The organism is Actinoplanes sp. NPDC051475, assembly GCF_040689425.1.
In the GTDB taxonomy this organism is placed as follows: domain Bacteria; phylum Actinomycetota; class Actinomycetes; order Mycobacteriales; family Micromonosporaceae; genus Actinoplanes.
The window spans coordinates 50,238-70,650 of sequence record NZ_JBFAZZ010000022.1 but is presented as its reverse complement, the minus strand read 5'-3'; the positions used below and the strand labels follow the sequence as shown (position 1 = coordinate 70,650).

The following is a 20,413-nucleotide window of genomic DNA, read 5'->3' as shown; positions in this document are numbered from 1 at the left end:
GGCGCCCGGACCATGTCACTGACCGGCATTCCGGTCCTGGTCGTCACCGCGTGCGTGACCGGGGTCGTGGCGGCGGCCACCGTGCTGCGGTGGCGGCGCCCTGGCCGGGCCACCCCGGTACTCCGAGTGCTCGGGCTACTCCTGACCGAGATGCTGACGCTGGTCAGCGTGGGGCTGGTGGTCAACCGGACGCAGCAGTTCTATCCGACATGGCAGGCACTGTTCCACCGCGGCTCACCGGCCGACCCTCCGGTGCGCTACACCGCCGGAACGCTGGACGGCTGGCTCGGCGACCGGTTCGCCGGTCGCGAGAACCTTCCGAGCACCTTCGTCTGGCGACCGCAAGGCTGGACGCACTGGTCACTGGACGGCGCGCCCACGGTCACCGTACCGGCCGGCTACCTGAGGCATCCCGAGTGGCGTTACCCCGTCGTGCTGGTCATCTGCCGAGCCCAGGATGGCTGGAGCGCCCGGGTCCGGCCACCGGCCGCACCCGCCGTCCTGATCTGGGCCCGCACCGCCGCCTCGACACCGTCGACCACGCTCACCACGACACTGCCCAGCGCATTAGCCGTCCAGCTGCGGGTCACCGGGCACAGCTGGGCGTTGGTGACCTCTACCGGCGACGCCTCGCTCGGCGAGGACGTCGCACGCCGGCAACCGGGCCGCTACGCGGCGCTGGCCGTGGTCACCGTGGGCCGACACGTCCCGACTGCCCGTTTACCGGCGGGTGTGGCGCAGACGACCGTCGGCGGCACGTCACCGGCGGCTGCCGTCGGCCCGCGAGCCGCCGAGGTGGCGAAGGCGGTGGCGTGGGCCGGTCGGCATCTGCCCGCGCCGTTGGCCGCACCGGCACCCCTGCTGCCACCCGCTCCCGGCCGGCATCACCGCCGGCACGGGCACCCGAGCCCGCCGTTGACCCGGCACGACGCGTCCACAGGAGGTGACCATGGCTCCGGACAGCCTCGCCGTTGAGCTCATCGCGGTCATCCTCGCCGTCCTCGCCGTCGTCACCACCGCCCTGACGTGGGACCTCGGCCGTGGCCCGCGCCAGGCTGCGGTGCGTGCCGCATCCGCGGTCCTGTGTGTGTTGACCACTGCGGCGACCGCGTTGGTCTGGGTCGACCGGCAGGTCGAGACGTACACATCGTGGAGCGACCTCGCCGGTACCCCGCAGACGGTGACCGCCGCCGCGCCCGAGCCTGAACGGGGACCGGCCGCCACTCGTGGCCACGGACGGATCGTCGCGGTCAACGTCGCCGGTCGCGCCAGCGCAATGACCGCACCGCTGTTCGTCTACCTTCCCGCGGCCTACGACCGGCAGCCGAAGACCCGGTTCCCGGTCATCGAGGCCCTGCACGGCTTCCCCGGCTCGCCACTGACCTGGCTGCACCGCTTGGACATGGCCGCATACCTCGACCGCGAGATCGCCGCCGGGCGCATGGCCCCCACCGTGGTGCTCCTGCCCTACCAGACACCCGACCCGCTGCGCGACACCGAGTGCACCGACCTCGTCGGCGGCCCGCACGCCGAGACGTTCCTGACCGTCGACGTTCCCGCGGCCGCCCGCGCGCATCTGCGCATCCGCACCGACCGGGCCGCCTGGGGACTGATCGGCTATTCGGCGGGCGGCTACTGCGCGATGAACCTGATGCTGCGTCACCCCACCCAGTACGCTGCAGCTGCCAGCCTGTCCGGCTACTCGGACCCGGGCATCACCATCGGCGACGGCACCGAACACACCCTCAACAACGACGCATGGCGCCTGCAACACCTGCCAGTGCCCGCCGTCGCGCTGTACCTCGCCTGTGCCCGTACCGACGCGACCGCCATGCGCGACACCGCCAGCCTCGCCCGGCTCGCCCACGCCCCCGCCTCGACCACCACCGCCTTCGTTGGCACCGGAGGACACAACGACGCCACCTGGCGAGCCATGGAACCCCCGGCCTTGGACTGGATCTCCAGCTGGTTGGCCGGTCCTCAACCCTCGTGACGAAGCCGGCCCGCGGCTCCCGGAAAGACGGCAAGAATCATGACCGTACGAGACACCGCCGACGGCGCGGCACCCCTGGCCTCCGACCGCTCGCCGGCGTGGCGGCGGCGCACCAACGCGGAGGCCCGATGGCCGGCCGCGCTCGCGGCGCTCACGGCGATCGCGCTACAACTGTCGGTTCCGCAGCGTCTCACGCTGCCACCCGGCTGGCTACTGCCATGGCTGGAACTAGCGGTGCTGGTGGTCATCGTGGCGGTCAACCCCCGGCGCATCACCGGAGAACGCGCGTGGCTGCGTCCCGCCGGCATGATCCTGGTAGCGGTAGCCAGTCTGGCGAACGCTACCTCAGCCGCGCTGCTGATCTGGCGTCTCGCCCAGGGCCGCGAAGGCGACGACGCGGCGTCGTTGCTGGTCGTCGGCGGGACGGTCTGGGCGACCAACGTCATCGTCTTCGCGTTGTGGTACTGGGAACTCGACCGCGGCGGCCCGGCCGCCCGGGCCCGCGCCGATACCTCCTACCCCGATTTCCTGTTCCCCCAGATGACCGCCGCGGACGTCGCTCACCCCGACTGGGAGCCGGGCTTCGCCGACTACCTGTACGTGTCGTTCACCAACGCCACCGCGTTCAGCCCAACCGACACCATGCCACTGACCCGCTGGGCCAAACTCACGATGCTGCTGCAGTCCGCCTTATCCCTGCTGACCATGGCCCTGATCGTCGCCCGGGCTGTCAACGTCCTCGGCTGAACGCGACGATGTCGCAGCGCAAGCGCCAGATGTACGGCGGCGCCGGGTTCGGCGCTTCACGTAAGCGTCTCGGGCTCAGCGACTGGCGGTAGTTTGTCACCTTTATGGCGGTAGATAGAGCTTGAGGGCGTGGCCTCGTGCGACGGCGTCGAGGAGTTGGTGGAGTTGGCCGGGTGGCGGCTTGTTGCTCCAAGCTGTCCAGTAGTGGCGCTGATGCGTTGCCACCGGGAACCTTGTTGCGCTCTTGTCGGCGCCTGGAGATTGCGTTGAGGTTCGCGGCCGACATAGCAGGTATGACCATCACGCAGTACGACCCCTGCGACGCGCAGGCGTTGCGCCAGGTGCTGCAGGGTCGTGCTGTGCAGGTGGCGTTCCAGCCGGTCGTGCAGCTCAACGACGGGCTGGTCCGAGGCTACGAAGCCCTCGCCCGTTTCGACCGCGACCACTTCGCCAGCCCGGTCCAGGCGTTCGCCGCCGCCAACGCCGCCGGCCTAGGAGTCGAGCTGGAGCTGTTGGCGATGCAGTGCGCGTTCGAGCGCCTCGACGACATGCCCGCCGGGGCGTGGCTGAGCGTGAACCTGTCCGTGGAAGCCGTGATGACCCCGGCTGTCGCCGACTTGGTGGTGGCGTACGCGCACCGGGGCATCACCGTGGAACTCACCGAACACACCCAGGTTGAGGACTACGCCGCGCTGACCGAGGTGACCGAGCGGCTGCGTGCCGCGGGCGTCCTGATCGCGGTCGACGACGCAGGATCCGGATACGCCAGTCTCAGTCACATCCTGCAGCTGCGCCCGGACATCATCAAGCTCGACATCGCCCTGGTCCGCGGCGTCGACACCGACCCGATCCGTACGGCTCTGACCCGCGCGTTGTCCACCTTCGCCCGCGACATCGGCGCCCAGCTGATCGCCGAGGGCGTCGAAACGCACGCCGAGCACGAGAAGCTGCGTGCCCTCGGCATCGAACTGGGTCAGGGCTACTACATGGCCCGACCGGGTCCGCTGCCCAGCCGCCACATCGAGCCGCTGCTCTAAAGGACACCCGCGACGCTGGTCAAGCCGCCCCGGTCAGGACCGCGCACCCTGCGCGCGGTCGCCGTAAGAAGCGGGGCCGAGTCTCGCCGTGCCGGACGCTAGGCAGCGATCTTCTGCGAGACGCCCAGCATCTCGAACTTGTCCTTGATCACCTCGGGGGTGAAGGGCTTGATGATGTACTCGTGAGCGCCGGCGGCCAACGCCCGCACGATCTGGGCCGGGTCACTTTCGGTGGTGACCATAATCAGGGTGATGTCGCGCCACTGCGGCTGGGCCCGGACGGCGCCGATGAACTCCAGACCATTCATCTCCGGCATGTTCCAGTCCACCAGAGCCGCCTGCGGGGGCTCTGGCATAGCCTGCAGAGCCTCCAGAGCGCTGCGGCCGTTGTCCGCCTCGACCACCTCGTGACCGATCGACGTGACCATACGACGCAGAATCGCCCGCATCGCGCGGGAGTCGTCAACCACCATCACCGGCATGAGTAGTCCCCTTTACCTGCTGTGCACCCTTGGGCGCTGATCACGCCGTTGTCTCCAGCACTATCGGCGCCGACACAGCATGCGATCGAGCAGTTGGGGTGCATCGCGGGTGCAGCAGGTGAGCTGGGCGCACATCAGGCGGCAGAACGGTGCGCACCGGCAGCGGCCGCGGGTGATGAGTGACCGGGTGCGACGGCTTGGCGTCGGAGGTGTTGCTGGCGTTCACCGTGCCGGTCGTGCGGAGCGAGAAGGCGGGTGGCCCGGACGCCGGGCCGGGCTTGGTCAAGCACTTCGAGCACCGGTTACGCCAAGCCATCTGCCCTTCCCGCGGTGCCGGGCGAATGATCTTCGACGGAGAGTTCCCGGGTCCCTGAAGCTGGGGTGAACGCTGGTGGTGATCTTGCAGGTCCGCCTCGACCGCGTCGGAAAGGCCTTGATGACCACGATCTTGATCGCCGAGGACAACGACGACGTCCGCGCCGTGCTGAAGCGGTTGCTCAACCGCGCCGGGTTCAGCGTTCTCACTGCGCCCGATGGCCGCGCGGCTCTGTCCACCACCCGTGAACACCGCCCGGACGTGGTCCTCACCGACCTCGACATGCCCCACCTCGACGGCATGGAGTTATGCGCGGCCATCCGCAAGGATCCCGCCCCGGCCGACACTCCGGTGGCGATCCTCAGCGGCGGGCTGCAACCCGGCGATCCACGTACCGCCGGCGTTCAACTGTGCGACGTGCTGCTCAAACCCTTCGTCAACGGTGACCTGATCAGCGCCGTGCGTCGTGTCGCCGACACGGGCCGCCATCACCACCATGCCCCCTTGTTCTGCCGTGGCCTGACATCGCCGAAGCGGGCCGGTGAGGCGGTAGGGGATTACGCCGTGCACGCCCTCCTCCGCGTATGCGCCATTACGATGTTGTAGCGGTCCATCCGAGGTCGCCTTGGAGTGATGGGTGTTGCAGAGCTTCGGCGGCGGGTGATTGCGGCGGTGGGCACGAGCGACCACGGCACGGTGGCCGACACCGACGCGCGTCTACGATCGCTGTCCGGCGCCTCGCCGCGAGTCGCTGATGGTGGGCCCTTGCGGCGGGTTTTCGGCAGTAAACGGGGGGCCAGCCGGTGCCCGACGCCGTCCGGCGGCGGGCTGCTAGCGCAGGTTGGTGCCCTGCCGGGGGCACGTCACAGAACTGCAACAACGCAGCGTGGTTGATCGTGTGCTGCACATCGAAGCCACCTTCGTACTCCCCTGAGTACCACCGTTACGTCATCGAGCCCGCCGGCATGTTCAGGCGGGCTCGATTGCTTGTACGGTCAACCCGGGAGCCCATCCAGCTGTTGAGCGGCGGCCTCTATTGGCCAGCGACGCCCAGCCTGCGGCCGGACCATCGCGAACACGTCCGAAACTACTCAGCGGTTGTTCCACCGTGCGCAGTACGGGCACGTCGACAGGCTGGGCGGGTCGAGGTTGAGCCGAACGCCGCCGACATCGGCGCGGTAGGTGAGCTGCTTCTGGGGCACCCGCAGGCCGGTGAGATGGACCATCGCCTCAGTGGCGGCGAGCGAGGCGACGACTCCGTTGATGGTGACGACAGAGGGTCCGGTGTCGTCAAGGGCGGCGGCGGGCACGCCATAGATCGCGGCGTCTGCGGTGCGCTCCTCGTCGGTCATGGCCGCTTGGCGGATCTGCCGCTGGTCGAGATGGTCGAGGCAGAACAGACAGCCGGGACCAACGCCGGCGACGACGACCCGGCCGCCGTAAACCAGCGGCCCGGCGTCGGCATGGGTGTCGGTGGCCGCGTCGATGTAGATGATCCGGTGCTGCGAGGCCAGGTCGGTCAGGAGCAGCCGGGGCGCGTCGTTGTCCAGGCCGCCGAGGACGAGGTCGGCTCCGGTCAGCGCCTCTGTGGCGTCCGGGTGGGGAAGGTGATGCCGGATGTTGACCACCTCGGCGTCCGGATGGATCGCTCGGATCATGCGTTCGGCGAGGTCGGTCTTGTACTGGCCGACGTCGTCTGGGTAAGCGGTGACCAGCCGGTTGAGGCTGTGGCTGCTGGCCCGGTCGCCGTCGACCAGCACGTACCGGGTGACTCCGAGGTAGCTCAGATGTTGGACTAGGTGGCAGCCGAGCCCGCCAAGGCCGGCGAAGCCGACCAGGGCGTCCTTGACGCGGTTCTGGCCGTCGGCCCCGAACAACATGATGTTTCGGTCGTACCGGATCGAGTCGTCGTTCATCTCGTACTCCAGATGGCACGTTGGTCCAGCCTGTCGAGGCTGATCCCGGTGGGCGCCGTTGGTTCACCACCGACGACGAAGGCGTCGATCGTGGTCACCCGGCCGTCGGACTGCCACTGCAGGGCGTCGAAGCTTTTCGGGCCGAGGACCAGCGCGGTGTACGGCCGGCCGGGCAGCCGCCAGGTCATGTGCGGGCCGAGCTGCTGAAGCCCGTCGAGGTCGGTCGAGCTGAACCGAGTCGACGGTCCGGGCCAGTCGTGCGCGTGGGCTTCCACGACCGCGTACCCGCGCTGGTGCGCGGCGCGGATCACGGCCGGGCGTACGTGGTCGGCGAGTTCGACGCCGTGCCGATCGCGGTGCAGGTAGTCCCCGGGTTCGAGAAGCTGGACAGCGCCGACGCGGGCGTCGGCGCCGGGCGCTGCGTCGCCAGGGCCGGGGCGGAGGAACAGGAACGGCACCGCCTCGAACTCGACGGTCGTGCTGTCCGGCCAGGTAAAGTTGAACTCTAGGATCGGCGCCGCTGGCGCGCCGACTTGGTTTGTCACCAGACCGTGTGGTGCCGGTCGGTGATCACGTCGGGTCTCTAGAGGTGCAGCATGGAGTCGAGGCTCGATTCGAGGACCTGGCCGATGTCGCCCTCGACGCAGTGCAGATCGCAGTACCGCCGCATAGGGTGTGCAGGAGTCCGGCAGCGAGCCACAGCGGTCGGATGACAAACATGGTTGCCGACCGGATTTCTGGGGGGTTTTCGGGGGGAGGTTCAAAACTTCCTAGACAGACGACAAAGCCCTGACCGGCATATCTGCTGGTCAGGGCTTTGATTTGGTCGGGCTGACAGGATTTGAACCTGCGACCCCTTGACCCCCAGTCGCATTACAATCCGGTTAAGCAGTGTCAGCACGTACTTTTATGTACGCAGAAGCGGACAGAACGGCACCGCTATGCCGCCTGAATTCAACCAATCCCGGAGAAGTTGATCACCACTGTGACCAGGCGCGTGACCACGGCCAATCAAGTGCGATGCCTGCCATTCGATGCATAGGGAGTCTTGCGACCGTTCGACTTGACCCTTGCTGCGGCAGCGTTTGCTGAGGCTGAGATTAGCAACGCGCAGCGTGTACGAATTCCTCGCGCTTGCCCCGATCGACCACGCGACAAACCCCGAGAAGCCACAACACACCCGGTTCGAGGATGGTTCGGCGTAGCACCAAAGCCTACGCCCGAAACTCGTTTCATCGGCCGATGATGCACGGAGTGCCGAATGCCGCCGAGCCTCGCACACTCGTGGATGCGCGAACGTCCCTGCACCGCTCTTGCACGGCTATGCCGGTCGGGGATTCGGTGGTGCGCCGGAAATGTCTGAAACTTTGACTCTGATCCCGCTGCTGAAGGATCGACAGCGGTGAGCAACTCTCCCGTCCGCCATGGGCGGACGGGGGCGCTGCGGCCGCCGTGCGGGTTGCGCACGAGTCGGGTGGTCGCTACAGTCGCCGCCAACGAACGTAAGACCACCTATCAGTCCGGATGGGCGATAGAGAGGCGACTAAGGTGCATTTCTCGATCTCTACGTGTTGCAGGCCTCCCAAGATTCTGCGCCGTTCGGCGCCGGTGCCAGGCTGCGCCGTCGAAGCTCCGTCGACTCTCCCCTGACCCGTCGCGACCCCTGCGTCGCGACGTTGCACGCCCACCAGGTGGGTGGGATGGGCCGTCACCTCCGCGCACGAGAACCGCGCTGCCCCCGTGGTCGGTGACCGTCGCTGGCGTGATGCCCGCCAGGTGTCCTAGTTGAGGGGGGAGGTTACGACATGAAGAAGTACACCCGGCCGGAGGCCAAGAAGGTCGGCTTCGGCGCTGTTATCCGAGGCAACCACTAATGGTGACGGGCGCGGGTGTCACCAAGGGTGACACCCGCGCCCGGCGCGTCGGGGACGGTCCGGAACGGCAATAGGCAAGGAGTACGCGATGTGTGGGTTGGGTGGGGTGGCGCAGCTCGACGGTGCGGACCTGTCGCCAGCGGCGGATCGGACGCTGGCGAACATGGCGATGGCCTTGGCTCATCGCGGCCCGGACGATGAGGAATTGTTGCGTGCCGGCCCTGTCGGGCTCGCCTTCACCCGGTTGTCGCTCGTGGACCCGGCGGGCGGCGGCCAGCCACTGTACAGCGAGGACGGCACGGTAGTGCTCATCGCGAACGGGGAGGTGTACAACCATCGCGAACTCGAAGCGGGCTTGGCGTCGGGTACACGCATGCGGACCGGTTCGGACTGCGAGGTGCTCGTGCACCTGTACCGGCAGCGCGGGGTGCGCTTTCTCGACGGGGTCCGCGGCATGTTCGCCATCGTGTTGTATGACCAGCGCACCGGGCGGCTGATCCTGGCGCGAGACCAGTTCGGGGTCAAGCCGCTGTATTTCTGGCGCGACCGTACACGGATCGCGTTCGCGTCCGAGATCAAGGCGCTGTTCGAGGAACCGGCGTGCCCGCGGCGGTTGGATTGGCAGGCCGTGCTCGCGCATCCAGCGTTCTCCGGCGCACCAGTGATCAGTGAAGCGCCGACGACCGTGTGGTTCGACGGAATCGAGGAGGTACCACCGGCAACCATCCTGGAGATTGACCTGCGCGACGGTGGCACACGCGCCCATCGGTACTGGCAGCCGCCTGAGCCCGGGACAACTGTCGGCTCGGACGACGCTATCGTCGACACGTTCGCCGAACTGTTACGCGAGTCGGTGACCGACTGCGCGATGGCGGACGCCGAGGTCGGCTTGTTTCTGTCGGGCGGTGTCGACTCGGCCGCGGTGGCGAGCCTGGCCGCACGGACGGGCGACCTTCACACGTTCACGGTCCTGTCCGGCGGAACGGTGCGCAGCGGGGACGCCGAGCATGCCTTCCGTTCGGCGCACGCGTTGGGGCTGCCACACCACCAGGTGGTGTTTCCGGCGGATCGGGTCCCGGACGCGGCCGAGTGGAAGCGGCTTCTGTGGCTCACCGAGATGCCGACCTGTGGGCCCGAACAGTTCTACAAGTACGAGATGCATCGCTACGTGAAGGCACAGCACCCGAACATCAAGGGAATGCTGCTCGGCGCGGCGGCGGACGAGTACGCCGGCGGATACTCCAGCCTGTACGCAGATGGCGGCGGCTGGGACGGTTTTATCGACACGCTCACCGGGATGGCTCGGCAGCGACTGCTGCAGCGGCGACCTGGACTCTCGATCTGGTTCGACTCGCCTTTGCCGCTGTTGCGCGACCGTGTGCTCGCCGACGGTGCGTCAGCGCTCGACGACCCGTATGCCGCATACGTGGCCGCGAAACTGCGAGATGTCGACCAGTACAACTGCTGGCACGAGGATCGCACGGCTGCCGGGAATGGTATCGAGGCGCGCGTCCCATTCCTGGACGTCCGGCTAATCGAGCTGATCATGGGTCTGTCCGTTGAGCGGCGCAAGGCGTTGCTGTGGGACAAATGGTTGGTCCGCGAAGCGGTCCGGCCGCTGCTGCCACCGATGATCGTCGACCGGCCGAAGGTGGCCTTTTATCACGGTGACGGCTTCCTGCAGACGCAGTCGGTCTTCGTCCGGATGCTGCTGAGCGACGGCGCGGCATTGGTTGAGGAGGCGCTGTCGACGCCCTCCGCGCGGGAGCTGATCGACGCCGACAACGTCATGATGCAGCTCCGAGCGTTGCACGACGACCCAGGTTCTGGCCACGTCGAGCAAGTGATGCGCGTGGTGAACCTAGGCCTACTCGACGCGATGACCCAGAGCATGCCAGCCCGACCGGCGGTCGCCGCCCGGGCTGCGCTACCGGTGGCACTCGACGGCCGGACGTGGCTTGATGCGCCGGCCGAAACGGCTCGCCGGGTTCTGCAGCTCGCCGACCTCGGTCCGACTGACGTGCCGAGTCTGCGGCCGGGCACCTCGCTGCTGCATGACCCCGCGGTGCAGATGTGGTACGTCGCCGTCGACGGCGTGCTGGAGTACGAGATTGACGCCGACAGCGACCCCTCGTGGCTCGCGTTCCTGCGTGCCGTCGACGGACAACGCTGCCTCGACGATGTGCTCGGCAGCATCGAGGTGTCCCTGGCGGATGTGACCGAGCAGCTGCAGAGTGCCGTCGAGATCGGTCTCGTGCGGTTCGCTTCCTTCCCTGTCGTGCAGTCCCCCGGTCCGACCGGCGAAATTGTTGAGGTGGCCCGTGTTTGAGTTTCCGAACGACGCCCTGAGCGTTCTGCGTGACCACGATCTTCTCCCGGATGGGCATCGTTGCGTCTTCGCCGGCGGGTCGCTGATCCGCGGGTGGGGCAACGCCACCAGCGACATCGATGTGTTCGTCGTCCTCGACGAGCCAGCCGGGGTGGCGTCGACGATCTCTGCGCCGGTCGGATTGGACGCGGGCGCCGTTCATGTCCGGTCGGTCTACGTCGACGGACGTCGCTGGGATGTCGAGTACTGGCTGGAGAGTCAGATCGCACAGCTCTTGGAGAAGGTGTCGCCGAGCGAATTCGCCAGCGGGAAGGACATCGGGCTGTGGTTGACGCCGCACGAGGTCGACTTCTTGGACAAGTTCAGCTCCAGCCAGCTGCTTCACGGCGGGGATTGGTTCGAGCAGTGGCGTGGCCGGCTTGAGGCCAGCGCGTACCGGTCAGTGGTGGCAGTCCGCGCGCTCGACTATTACGACAACTACGCCGAGGACGTCGTCGGTCAACTTGCGACCGGGGACACCGAAAGCGCCGTCCTGTCAGCGAAGGCGGCCTTCGGCTACGCCATCGACGGTGTCCTCGCTTTGTATGGCGAGTTCGGGTCGGGGACGAAGTGGCGGGCACGAAGGTTTTTGGCCGCGCAGCCGAAGGAGATGTCCTTCGACGACTACTGGGCGTTCGAGACGATGCGCACGTTCGACCCCGCGTTCCCCGAGCGGTGGCCCGAAGAAGTCCTGCTCTTCTGCCGGGACCTCTGCAGCAAGGTAGACGTGGGGTGAGCGCCGACGTACTCCCGGGCCCGACCGTTCCGGTGCGTCGGCTCGACGAACGGGTCCGCCGTTACCAAGGAATTGTCCACCTCGCCGGACCTGAGGAGGTATTCGCCCTCGACGAGGTCGCCGAATTCATCTGGCGCCGGATCGACGGCCGGCGGACGATTGCCGACCTCGGCGCAGATCTTGCCGCCGAGTACGACATCGATGTCGGCGAGGCCTGCAACGACGTTGCCGATCTGATCACCGAACTCGTGTCGCACGGCGCCATCGCCATTGCGGGCCCCCCGCCGACCTGAGCCTGGAAGGAGAACGACGGTGTGCGGAGTCCTCGGGCTTTTCATCGGTTGCGCCGCTGTGGCGTTCTGTCCAGTACAGGCACCGCCCGAGACGGGTGATGGCGAGGAACAGCCAGAGTATCGCAGCGCCTTCACCAACTGGTACGAGCGGTCCAGCGTCCGGCGAGCGCCACGGCGCAACCTCGACGACGACGCTCCGGGGGTGCGCCTGTTCTCCACGGACCTGGTGCCCTTGGCGCGACATCCGTTGGTCGCCGAGGCGCCGGAGCCGATCCTCGACGAGGTGCTGACCCAACACCTGTACCGATACCTCGACTTCACCGCCAAGTTGGAGTACCTGGTCGTCAACCGGACCGTGCTCGGCATCGCCCACGGTTCCGTCGGCGTCGCCGTTCCGGATGAGATGCGCCTCGATGGATTCAAGATTTACTGCGACGAGGCGTACCACGCGTTGTTCACCGCGGACCTGCGGGCGCAGGTTCAGCGCCGTACCGGGATCGCACCCCGGTTGCCCTCGACGCCGTACTTCCTCGCCCGCCTCAGCGAGCTGCAGGAGCAGAACCCGGACGTCCGGGCGCTCGTCGAGATCCTATTCGTCATCGTCTCCGAGACGCTCATATCGGCGACGCTGGCGGCCGTACCGGATGATCCGACGGTGTCGGCAGCTGTGCGCGGGATGATCGACGACCACGCGGTCGACGAGGGGCGCCACCACGCTTACTTCGCGTCTTTCCTCACATACCTGTGGGGCGAGCTGACGCCCCAGCTCCGGATCCGGGCAGCGATGCTGGTGCCGGACTTGATTGACGCCTTCCTACGGCCAGACCTGCCCGCGCTGCGCACGGAACTGCTCGGCTACCGGTTCGGGGCGGACGACACCGAGCAGGTTCTCGCCGAGGTCTTCCCCCGTGAAGTGATCGAGGACTACGCCCGGACCACCTCACAGCACACCCTTCGGCATTTTATCCGGCTCGGGGTGCTTGACCTCCCGGGCGTGTCGCAGCGATTGCATGACCAAGGACTGCTTCCACGATCCTGATCACAGACGCTTCGGGACCTGTCGGTCCTGAGCTAGTCTGTGTCACCCACCTGTCAGTCGTGATGACGATAGAGAGGCCCTCCGATGACGCCCAGCGGAACCGCGCCCTCGCGCGCCCACGAGCGCTATTTGGCCCGTAAGCCGTGAGTAGCGAGCGGTCGAAACGCGACGACCTGCGATCCGCGTACCTTGAGCTGACGCCCGACCCAGACATCGTGGACGGCCTGTTGGCCGAAGTCACGGATGTTCAGCTCGAGGCGCTGCCCAGGCTGGGCATGGCCGTGCTCGGCCCGGAATCGTTCGGTCTCGGTGTAGCCGCGGACCTGGTGCGCCGCATAGCCTCCAGCGGCCTGCGGATTCTTGCCGTCCAGGTCCGGTGGCTGACTGAGGATGACACCGCCGCCATGTTCGTCCCGGGCTGGCTGCCCGAACGGTTCCGCTGGTGGATGATTCAGCGGCGGTGGACCGCTGGGCCGGCAGCGGCCGTCTTGGTCGGAACGGCCGAGGACGAGGTTGCCGGCGAGGTGCTCGCCGCCCACAAGGGCTACCGCATTCCGGTGGAGGCGGCTCCCGGCACGTGGCGGGGCGACTTCCCGTCGGTCAACGGGGTTCTGGACTTGTTGCACACGGCCGACTCACCGGCTCACGTGTTGCGCAACTCCTGGCCATTCTTCACCCCTGGGGAAATCTGCGCGGCTCTCGACGCGCTCGCCGCGGGCGAGTCGACCGATGCGGCCACGGTCGCTGCGATGCTGACGGCGTGGGAACAGCCGGGCATCTGCCGGCCGTTCGAGCTGGCATACCTGCGGCTGTTGCAGCGGCTACTCACTCTCGATGGCCGTCCCGTTCCCGAGGATGTCGCCGCCGCACTGGCCACGGCGGTCGCAGAGATCACGGCCGACCACGAGATACGGACGGCGGCCGCCCGCAGCACGACCAGCCCGGTGCGCTCACTCGCCGAACCGAACGACCTCGCCCGCCGGTCGCCGGGTCGGCTCGCTCGCGCTTTGACGCCGGCCTGGGCGCCGGCAGTGGGATCGGCAGTCGCCGCGGTGGCGAAGCACGCGGCGACGACATCGTGCGATCCGCGGCTCACGCTGCTGACCGACCTGACAGCGGCGCCAGCGGTCCGCTGGGACCGTGTAGTGAGCGGACTGATGGCCGAGCGGCTCATCACCTCTGATTGGGACGCGCTAGTCCTGCTTACCACGCTGTATTACACCGATCAGGAGCTCCCGCACCTGCTCTGAACACCAGATTCCTGCATCGCGTCCGAGGCGGACCGCCCGGAAATAGCGAATGGGTGCTCCCGTGGCCACTGACTCCACCGTTACCACAGCGTTGCCCGCCCGGCTGAAGACATTCTTCGGGGCCTTTCTGTTCTCCTGCTTCTGCACCGGCACCGTCGTGCCGTTCAACGTCATCTATCTCAGTGACGTCCGGCAGTACAGCGTCGGGTTCATCGGCGTTGCGCTCGCCGCGATCGCCGCCGCCGGACTGTGCGTCAACCCGATCGGCGGGATCCTCGCAGACCGACGCGGACCTGCGCCGGTCAGCTTCCTCGGGGCTGTCTTGCAGGGAACCGGCTGGGCCATCATCGGGCTGGCCCCTCGGCCCTGGCTCACCCTCCTCGGCGCCGTCGTCGTCGGAGCCGGCAACGGGCTCTTTCATTCCGCCCTCACGCCGTTCTTCGTCCGGGCCGCCCACGGCGTCCCGATGAAGCGAGTGTCGGCTATCCGGTACTGGATCTCCAACGTCGGCGCAGGAGGCGGTGCAGCGATCGGGGCGCTGCTCGGCCTGCAGCACGACACCCGGTCGTTCGAACTGCTTTACGTAGTCAACGCGGCGAGCTTCGCCCTCCTCGGGATCACCATGGCACTCATCGCCTGGGGCGCCCGCGCCACTCCAGAAGCCGCAACCGCCGCAAGTCCCCCGAAGCCAATCGTGCGGTTCGCCCCGTACCGGGACTCGACGTTCCGCCTTGTCCTGGCCGTCCAATTCGTCACTGTGCTATTCGGGTTCGCGCAGGCAGACAGCGCCGTACCGGTTCTCGTCAGTGACCGACTACACCAGTCTTTGCTCGTGGTAGGTGGCATGAGCGCGCTGAACACTGTAGTGGTCGTGATCGCCCAGCTGCCGCTTACCCGATGGACCGCAAATGTGACGGAGACCGTCTTGCTCGGCGTAGTGGGTGCGCTCTGGACAATCGCGTACGGGTTCGGCTGCGTCGCCTCGGTGGTGACGTCCACCGGCCTACGGCTCGGCCTCTTAGCTGGATTCGCCGTTGTCTTCGCGGTCGGCGAATGTTTGCTCTCGCTGTCGGTCATGCCGCTGGTTGTTCGCCTGGCGCCGAAGGAGGCGTTGGGCCGATACAGCGCGAGCATGGCAATGACATTCGCTGGCGCTTTCGGGCTGGGCCCTGCGGCGGGGCTGTTCATAGTGACAGCGATGCCCGCAGCCATGTTCTGGGTGATACTGGCGCTGGCAACGTTGATCCTGATGGGAATCGCGGTACAGCTGCACGGCAGGATTGCAGCCCTCGACTACGCCGGTCGGCACAGGCGGACGGCAGAGGACGTGCCCGGCTCGATCTACTCGGTGTCCGGCCGGTACGCGACCATAAGCCGCTGACGCCAGACCTGAGCAGATGGTTTCAATATGCGCGATGGTCGCGCACAATCGCCGCCTTCCGCCCACGTCTTTGAAGGGTGTCATCTGCAGGCCGCCATGAGCCGCACCCCTACCGAGTCCCCAGGGTCGGCCGGCGCACTCACCGTGGCGGCTTCTGAAGCAGACAGCAGCTTCCCATACCTGAATGGCCATCAACCAACGCCAGCGAGATATTACTCACACGGCGCTCCGGTCACCGACCGCCGACTGCGCCAAATGCCCGCGGCCATTAACAACACTCTTCCAACACTCTTCCAGGACGCGGTCACTACCCGTTGTGATCGCGCATTGGTCGCAGACCGCCGACCCCTTGGCCTCTCATAGCGCACCCTCGCACTCCCCGCAATTCGCCATAGAGGAGTGATCCCGACCGGGCCGCCCTAATTCGGCGGCCCCCGTGTTGACCTGCTAGTTGCGTGCGGGCTAGGGTCCAACACTCAAGCGCCAAGGGCGCTCCTAGTAGCCACCTATCAGCCTGGATGGGCGATAGAGGGGAGAATTTTATGCTGGCGCGCGCGCCCGCGATCTTGCCTGCACCCACAACGTAAATCAAGTGGATTTCTACGCCTCCAGCGTCCGTCATAGGCGCTGTTCGTCTGTCCAGAGATACTCGAAAGTGGCAAAAGGCATGCATCGCAACAAGTTCCGCACCATCATGGCCGCCTCGGCCGCCGCTCTGGCCGTGCTGACGGCCACCGCCTGCTCGACCGACGAGCCCGTCCCGACCAGCGCAGAGCTGCGCAAGGTCACCGTCCAGTACGGCTGGCTGCTCGACGGTGGCTCCGCCGCGTCCTGCACCGCCGTGGTCAAGGGGTACTACCGCGACGCGGGTCTCGACGTAACTCTGAAGGCGGGCGGGCCTGTAGCCGCGACGTTCCTCAACGCTACCAACGCCGTGGCGACCAACCCTGCCGTCGACATCGCGGTCGACAACGACCTCGTCACCCTCATCGAGGGCAAGGCGCGCAAGGATGACAAGTACAGCGTGCGCGCCTTCGCGTCGCTGTGGCAGAAGAGCCCGCTGGGGTTCATCGTCCGCGCCGACAGCGGCATCAACAGTTTGAAGGACCTCGCCAAGACCAAGTCTGACGGCAGCAAGTACGTGATCGGCTCGACCCCGGGCGCACCGATCTTCAAGGCGCTGGCCGATTACGCCGGTGTCACGGTCAAGGATCTGAAGATCACTACGATCAGTGGCGACGCCACTCCGTTCATCGCGGGCAAGGTCGACGCGCTGCTCGGGTTCTCCACCAACCAGGCGGTCGCCGTGGAGAAGGCCGGCATTCCCTACCGGTTCCTTCCCGTCAGCGAGCTGCCCGGTTTCACGCAGCCTGTTTATGTCGCCATGGCGCGTGAGGAGTTCATCGCCAAGAACCCGGAACTTCTCGACAAGTGGCTCAAGGCCACGGCCCAAGGCGCGCGTGAGACGATCCGCGACCCGAAAGCCGCCGCACAGTACCTGCGTGACGAGCGCTGCGGGGGCAAGGAGCTCAACGCCGAGCAGCAGCAGACGCTGGTGGAGAAGAGCATCGATTACATGAAGGTCGACGGCTCGGACGCGCAGATCGGGCAGCTCAACCTGGATGTGATCAAGGGCTTCGTTCCTGCGTACAGCACCGCGGCCGGGCTACCCCGCACGCCGGCCGTGGAGGAGCTCATCGACACCTCGGTCGTCCAGCGCGTCTACGGCAAGTAACATCCTGCGCTCGCGGCCCGGGTCACGACCTGGGCCGCGAGCTGCGGAAGCTGGCAAAATTCGGGGGAGAACGCAATGACATTGGCCTGTGCGTCAGCAAGACCTGCGGCGGGCACTCATTCGGCAATGGTGTCGGTACGCGGCGTGCAGGTCCGCTATCGCTCCCGGCGTGGTGAGCTTCTGGCCGTCGACGGCGCGAACCTCGAGGTCGAGGCGGGCAGCCTCGTGTCGGTGCTGGGCCCGTCGGGATGTGGCAAGACAAGCCTCCTACGCGCGATCGCGGGGCTGATCACCCCGACGGACGGGCAGATACTCGTGGACCAGCGTGACCCGGCCACGGTCCGGACATCGGGCGAAATTGCGCTGGTGACCCAGAAGCCCACATTGCTGGCGCACCGAACGGTGGAGCAGAACTTACGCCTGCCGCTGGATCTCGCTCGCACCCGCAACGAGGCCGCGGTCGAACGGGCGCTGGAGTTGGCCGAGCTCACCACCTTCCGGCGGTCCTATCCGCGGGAGTTGTCGGGAGGAATGCAGCAGCGGGTGGCGGTGGCGCGTGCATATGTCCGCAGCCCGAAAGTGATCCTTTTGGACGAGCCGTTCTCCGCGCTGGACGAGATGCGCCGTGAGCGGTTCAACGCCGAGTTCTCCGCATTGCAGCGGCGCATGGACCAGACGTGCGTGATGATCACGCATAGTGTCGAGGAGGCGGTGTTCATGGGCGACCGGGTGGCCATCTGCACACCGCGGCCCACGCGGATCGCCGAGGTCGTCGAGATCGACCTGCCGCGAGTGCGTGATGCCTCGGTGCGCTCGCAGGAGGCGTACTTTCGCATGACCAACCTGGTCCGCCAGCGGCTGCGAGCCCAAGATGACCGCTGAGCGCCTGCGGCGTGGCGCCGGCGTCGCCGCCATCGTCGCCGTCTTGTTCGTGCTGTGGGAGTTCGGTGAGCGGTGGTACGACGCGCGCCGCACGGCAGCCGGTATGACGTCCTTGACGGTGCTGGTCCCGACGCCGTCCATGATCTTCAATGAGGGGTGGGCGCAGTTCCTGCTGATGCAGGAGGCGATCACCAGCACTCTGATCAAGGCCGGGATCGGGTTCGGGTTGGGTTCGACGGCGGCAGTGCTGGTGGCGTCGCTGTACACGCTGGTGCCGTGGCTGCGGGCACTGAGCCTGCCGCTGGCGTACGCGTCGAATTCGTTTCCGGTGTTCGGTCTGGTGCCGGTGATCGTGCTGGCGTTCGGTCAGGACAGCATTATGACGATCTCGGTCATTGCTGCGTTGCTGTCGTATTTCCCGATTTTGATCACCGTTGACTCCGCGCTGCATCGCACACCGACCGACCTGCTGGAGTTGGGCGAGATCTACAGCGCCAGCCGCTGGATGCGGTTCCGGCTCATTCAGTTCCCGACCGCGGTGCCGGCCCTGTTCGTAGGTCTTCGCCTGGCAGCGCCCGCCAGCATCGTCGGGGCGACGGTGGGCGAGCTGCTGGGTTCCAGCACCGGGGTGGGCAACATCGTCGCGGTAGCGCTGTATCAGCTGCAGTCGGGCTTGATGTACGCCATGTTGATCGAAGTCGCGGTCGTGTGCGGACTGGTTGCCCTGGCCGCCACCCTGCTGGAACGGAAGGTCTCGCGTTGGACGTCCTAGGTGGGCGGCTGCTCGCCGTGGTGGGACCAAGCTTCGCCGGCAAGTCGACATTCATCCGGTTCTTACTCGACGAGCGGGACGACTTCACAGCTGCGTCACTGCTGACCACGCGGCAGCCGCGGCCTGGGGAGGTTGGCGATGAGACGATGGGGTTCGTCGACGAGCATCAGATGGACCGGCTGGTCGAAACGGGTTGGTTCGTCGACACGGTGGGTCCTGCGCGGTATGCGCTTGACCTGGCTGGTGCGCAGGCGTTGAGCAGGCGTCGGCATGTGCTGCTAGGGGTCGCACCTCCGACGCTGCCGAAGCTGTGCCAGCGGCTGCCCGAGCTGAAGGTGGTGCTGCTCTGGCCGGCAGACTTCGATCAGATGCAGGCAGAGCTTGCGGCGAGCTCGGAGCGGCCCGAAGCCGAGCGCGCTGACCGGATCGCCCGCAACGAGGCGCTGCGGGTCGCGCCGCCGTTCGCCCACCTTCGACTGAACGTGGCTCGCGTACCGCTGAAGCAGCGCCGGGACATGCACCGAGCGCTGGCCGATGACCTCGCTACGCAGCTGCGGACCTTGCCCTGGCCGTTGGCAGGCCATTGATGACCGCGACTGTTGCACCGTCGGTGGACTCATCGCAGCTGTGGTTTCTCGAGCAGGCCGTCGGTACGGCCGGGCTCGGCGTCCTGCGCGGCGTCCACCCGCTGTCCGGTGGCGCCGAGAGCCAGGTCTACCGGGTCACCGTCGACGGCGCTCATGCAGCCACCGTCGTGGTGAAGACCTGCACCGCGGCGAGGCTGGTCGACGACCCGGACCTGTTCACCCGCCAGGCTCAGGTGCTGGCGGCCGTGCGGTCGGGCGTCGAGGCGGTACCGCGGCCACTGTTCGTCGACGCAGACGGCTCGCTGACCGGGCAGGCGTGCCTGATCATGGACGACATCCACCCTGCGTCGGCGTACATCCCGGCCGCGGAGCTCACCAAACGCTGCTTTGTGCTGGGCGCAATGCTGGCACGCATCCATGACACCGCCGCCCCGGCCGAGGCGCAGCCCTGGCGAGCCGGCCGCTATCCGCATTTCGGCGTCCCTGCGCTGGAGCAGTTCAACGGCGTGATCACACCGGCGTCGCAAGCTGTTTTCGCCGGCTGGTGCGCGCAGCTCTCGAAGGCTCCTGTTGCCGAAGTGCTGATTCATGGCGACTTCCACCCCGGCAACGTTCTGTGGGGCGATGACGGCCGCGTCGCGGGCGTGGTGGACTGGGACTACCCCAGTCTGGGCGCCGCCGGCTTCGACCTGGCGCACTGCCGCGCCGACCTGGTTCTCATCGCGGGCACCGAAGCCGCGCAGGCCTTGCTTGCCGGCTACGAGCAGAAGCGCGGCCCGGTGGCCGACATGGCGCTGTGGGACGTGCACCGCGGCATCGCTGCCCTGGCAAGCTTCCCGCTATGGATGGCCAACCTCGCCCCGGTCGGCTTCCCTCTCGACGAACCGGTGATGCGTGCCCGGTTGACCGAATTCGTCCGCCTGCGGGCCGCGTCGCTGACCGGTTGAAGACATCCCCCACGACGACCCAAGAGCACACCCCACCGCTGGTCAGGTAGCATTGCGC

At 67.2% G+C, this 20,413-nt stretch carries 20 protein-coding genes; 16 read left to right on the top strand and 4 right to left on the bottom strand.

Annotated elements, in window-relative coordinates:
* Positions 1–12 precede the first annotated feature (12 nt).
* From AB0368_RS33715 to AB0368_RS33700, 4 genes are all read left to right on the top strand, one after another.
* Positions 13–975, top strand: a complete 963-nt coding sequence (locus AB0368_RS33715; RefSeq protein WP_366158073.1) for a hypothetical protein — start codon at positions 13–15, stop codon at positions 973–975.
* Positions 950–1,993, top strand: a complete 1,044-nt coding sequence (locus AB0368_RS33710) for an alpha/beta hydrolase-fold protein (protein WP_366158072.1) — start codon at positions 950–952, stop codon at positions 1,991–1,993. Before AB0368_RS33715 ends, AB0368_RS33710 begins: the two co-directional genes overlap by 26 nt.
* 39 nt (positions 1,994–2,032) lie before the next feature.
* On the top strand, positions 2,033–2,740 hold the full coding sequence (locus AB0368_RS33705) for a hypothetical protein (protein WP_366158071.1): 708 nt from the start codon (positions 2,033–2,035) through the stop codon (positions 2,738–2,740).
* Positions 2,741–3,033: 293 nt separating this feature from the next.
* Positions 3,034–3,777, top strand: coding sequence for an EAL domain-containing protein (locus AB0368_RS33700; RefSeq protein WP_366158070.1), 744 nt, complete (start codon positions 3,034–3,036; stop codon positions 3,775–3,777).
* 98 nt (positions 3,778–3,875) lie between these two features.
* On the opposite strand, the gene AB0368_RS33695 is transcribed toward AB0368_RS33700, so the two are convergent.
* Positions 3,876–4,259, bottom strand: coding sequence for a response regulator (locus AB0368_RS33695; RefSeq protein WP_366158069.1), 384 nt, complete (start codon positions 4,257–4,259; stop codon positions 3,876–3,878).
* Positions 4,260–4,650: 391 nt separating this feature from the next.
* On the opposite strand from AB0368_RS33695, the gene AB0368_RS33690 reads away from it, so the two are divergent.
* Positions 4,651–5,181: a response regulator gene (locus AB0368_RS33690; RefSeq protein ID WP_366158068.1), complete on the top strand. Its 531-nt coding sequence runs from the start codon at positions 4,651–4,653 to the stop codon at positions 5,179–5,181.
* 485 nt (positions 5,182–5,666) lie between these two features.
* Here the strand turns inward: AB0368_RS33690 and AB0368_RS33685 are convergent, their stop codons facing one another.
* Positions 5,667–6,491 (bottom strand): ThiF family adenylyltransferase, encoded by an 825-nt coding sequence (locus tag AB0368_RS33685; protein WP_366158067.1) that lies wholly within the window; start codon positions 6,489–6,491, stop codon positions 5,667–5,669.
* Positions 6,488–7,036, bottom strand: a complete 549-nt coding sequence (locus tag AB0368_RS33680; RefSeq protein WP_366158066.1) for a hypothetical protein — start codon at positions 7,034–7,036, stop codon at positions 6,488–6,490. The genes AB0368_RS33685 and AB0368_RS33680 overlap by 4 nt, the downstream gene beginning before the upstream one ends.
* Before the next feature lie 1,417 nt (positions 7,037–8,453).
* Between AB0368_RS33680 and asnB the strand changes: the two genes are divergently transcribed.
* The 10 genes from asnB to AB0368_RS33630 all read left to right on the top strand — a co-directional run bounded on the left by asnB (position 8,454) and on the right by AB0368_RS33630 (position 19,408).
* The gene (gene asnB / locus AB0368_RS33675) at positions 8,454–10,694 is read left to right on the top strand and encodes an asparagine synthase (glutamine-hydrolyzing) (RefSeq protein WP_366158065.1); all 2,241 of its coding nucleotides are present in this window, start codon (positions 8,454–8,456) and stop codon (positions 10,692–10,694) included.
* Positions 10,687–11,469 (top strand): hypothetical protein, encoded by a 783-nt coding sequence (locus AB0368_RS33670; protein WP_366158064.1) that lies wholly within the window; start codon positions 10,687–10,689, stop codon positions 11,467–11,469. Before asnB ends, AB0368_RS33670 begins: the two co-directional genes overlap by 8 nt.
* Complete coding sequence (locus AB0368_RS33665; protein WP_366158063.1) at positions 11,466–11,762, top strand: PqqD family protein; 297 nt, start codon at positions 11,466–11,468, stop codon at positions 11,760–11,762. The genes AB0368_RS33670 and AB0368_RS33665 overlap by 4 nt, the downstream gene beginning before the upstream one ends.
* 19 nt (positions 11,763–11,781) lie before the next feature.
* A complete protein-coding gene (locus AB0368_RS33660) occupies positions 11,782–12,801 on the top strand; it encodes a diiron oxygenase (protein ID WP_366158062.1) in 1,020 nt (339 codons plus the stop codon).
* A 215-nt stretch (positions 12,802–13,016) separates the two neighbouring features.
* A complete protein-coding gene (locus AB0368_RS33655; RefSeq protein ID WP_366158061.1) occupies positions 13,017–14,051 on the top strand; it encodes a hypothetical protein in 1,035 nt (344 codons plus the stop codon).
* A gap of 61 nt (positions 14,052–14,112) precedes the next feature.
* A complete protein-coding gene (locus AB0368_RS33650) occupies positions 14,113–15,432 on the top strand; it encodes an MFS transporter (RefSeq protein WP_366158060.1) in 1,320 nt (439 codons plus the stop codon).
* A 592-nt stretch (positions 15,433–16,024) separates the two neighbouring features.
* A complete protein-coding gene (locus AB0368_RS33645; RefSeq protein WP_366158059.1) occupies positions 16,025–17,167 on the top strand; it encodes an ABC transporter substrate-binding protein in 1,143 nt (380 codons plus the stop codon).
* A gap of 81 nt (positions 17,168–17,248) precedes the next feature.
* Positions 17,249–18,049 carry an ATP-binding cassette domain-containing protein gene (locus AB0368_RS33640; protein ID WP_366158058.1) on the top strand — a complete coding sequence of 267 codons (801 nt, stop codon included), beginning with the start codon at positions 17,249–17,251 and terminating at the stop codon, positions 18,047–18,049.
* Positions 18,039–18,821: an ABC transporter permease subunit gene (locus AB0368_RS33635; RefSeq protein ID WP_366158057.1), complete on the top strand. Its 783-nt coding sequence runs from the start codon at positions 18,039–18,041 to the stop codon at positions 18,819–18,821. The genes AB0368_RS33640 and AB0368_RS33635 overlap by 11 nt, the downstream gene beginning before the upstream one ends.
* Positions 18,809–19,408 carry a hypothetical protein gene (locus AB0368_RS33630; RefSeq protein ID WP_366158056.1) on the top strand — a complete coding sequence of 200 codons (600 nt, stop codon included), beginning with the start codon at positions 18,809–18,811 and terminating at the stop codon, positions 19,406–19,408. Before AB0368_RS33635 ends, AB0368_RS33630 begins: the two co-directional genes overlap by 13 nt.
* A gap of 29 nt (positions 19,409–19,437) precedes the next feature.
* Here AB0368_RS33630 and AB0368_RS33625 read toward each other — a convergent pair whose 3' ends face one another.
* A complete protein-coding gene (locus AB0368_RS33625) occupies positions 19,438–19,563 on the bottom strand; it encodes a hypothetical protein (RefSeq protein WP_366158116.1) in 126 nt (41 codons plus the stop codon).
* Here AB0368_RS33625 and AB0368_RS33620 point away from each other — a divergent pair.
* Positions 19,510–20,355, top strand: coding sequence for an aminoglycoside phosphotransferase family protein (locus tag AB0368_RS33620; RefSeq protein ID WP_366158111.1), 846 nt, complete (start codon positions 19,510–19,512; stop codon positions 20,353–20,355). The two genes, AB0368_RS33625 and AB0368_RS33620, sit on opposite strands and share 54 nt — an antisense overlap.
* The last annotated feature ends 58 nt before the right edge of the window (positions 20,356–20,413 follow it).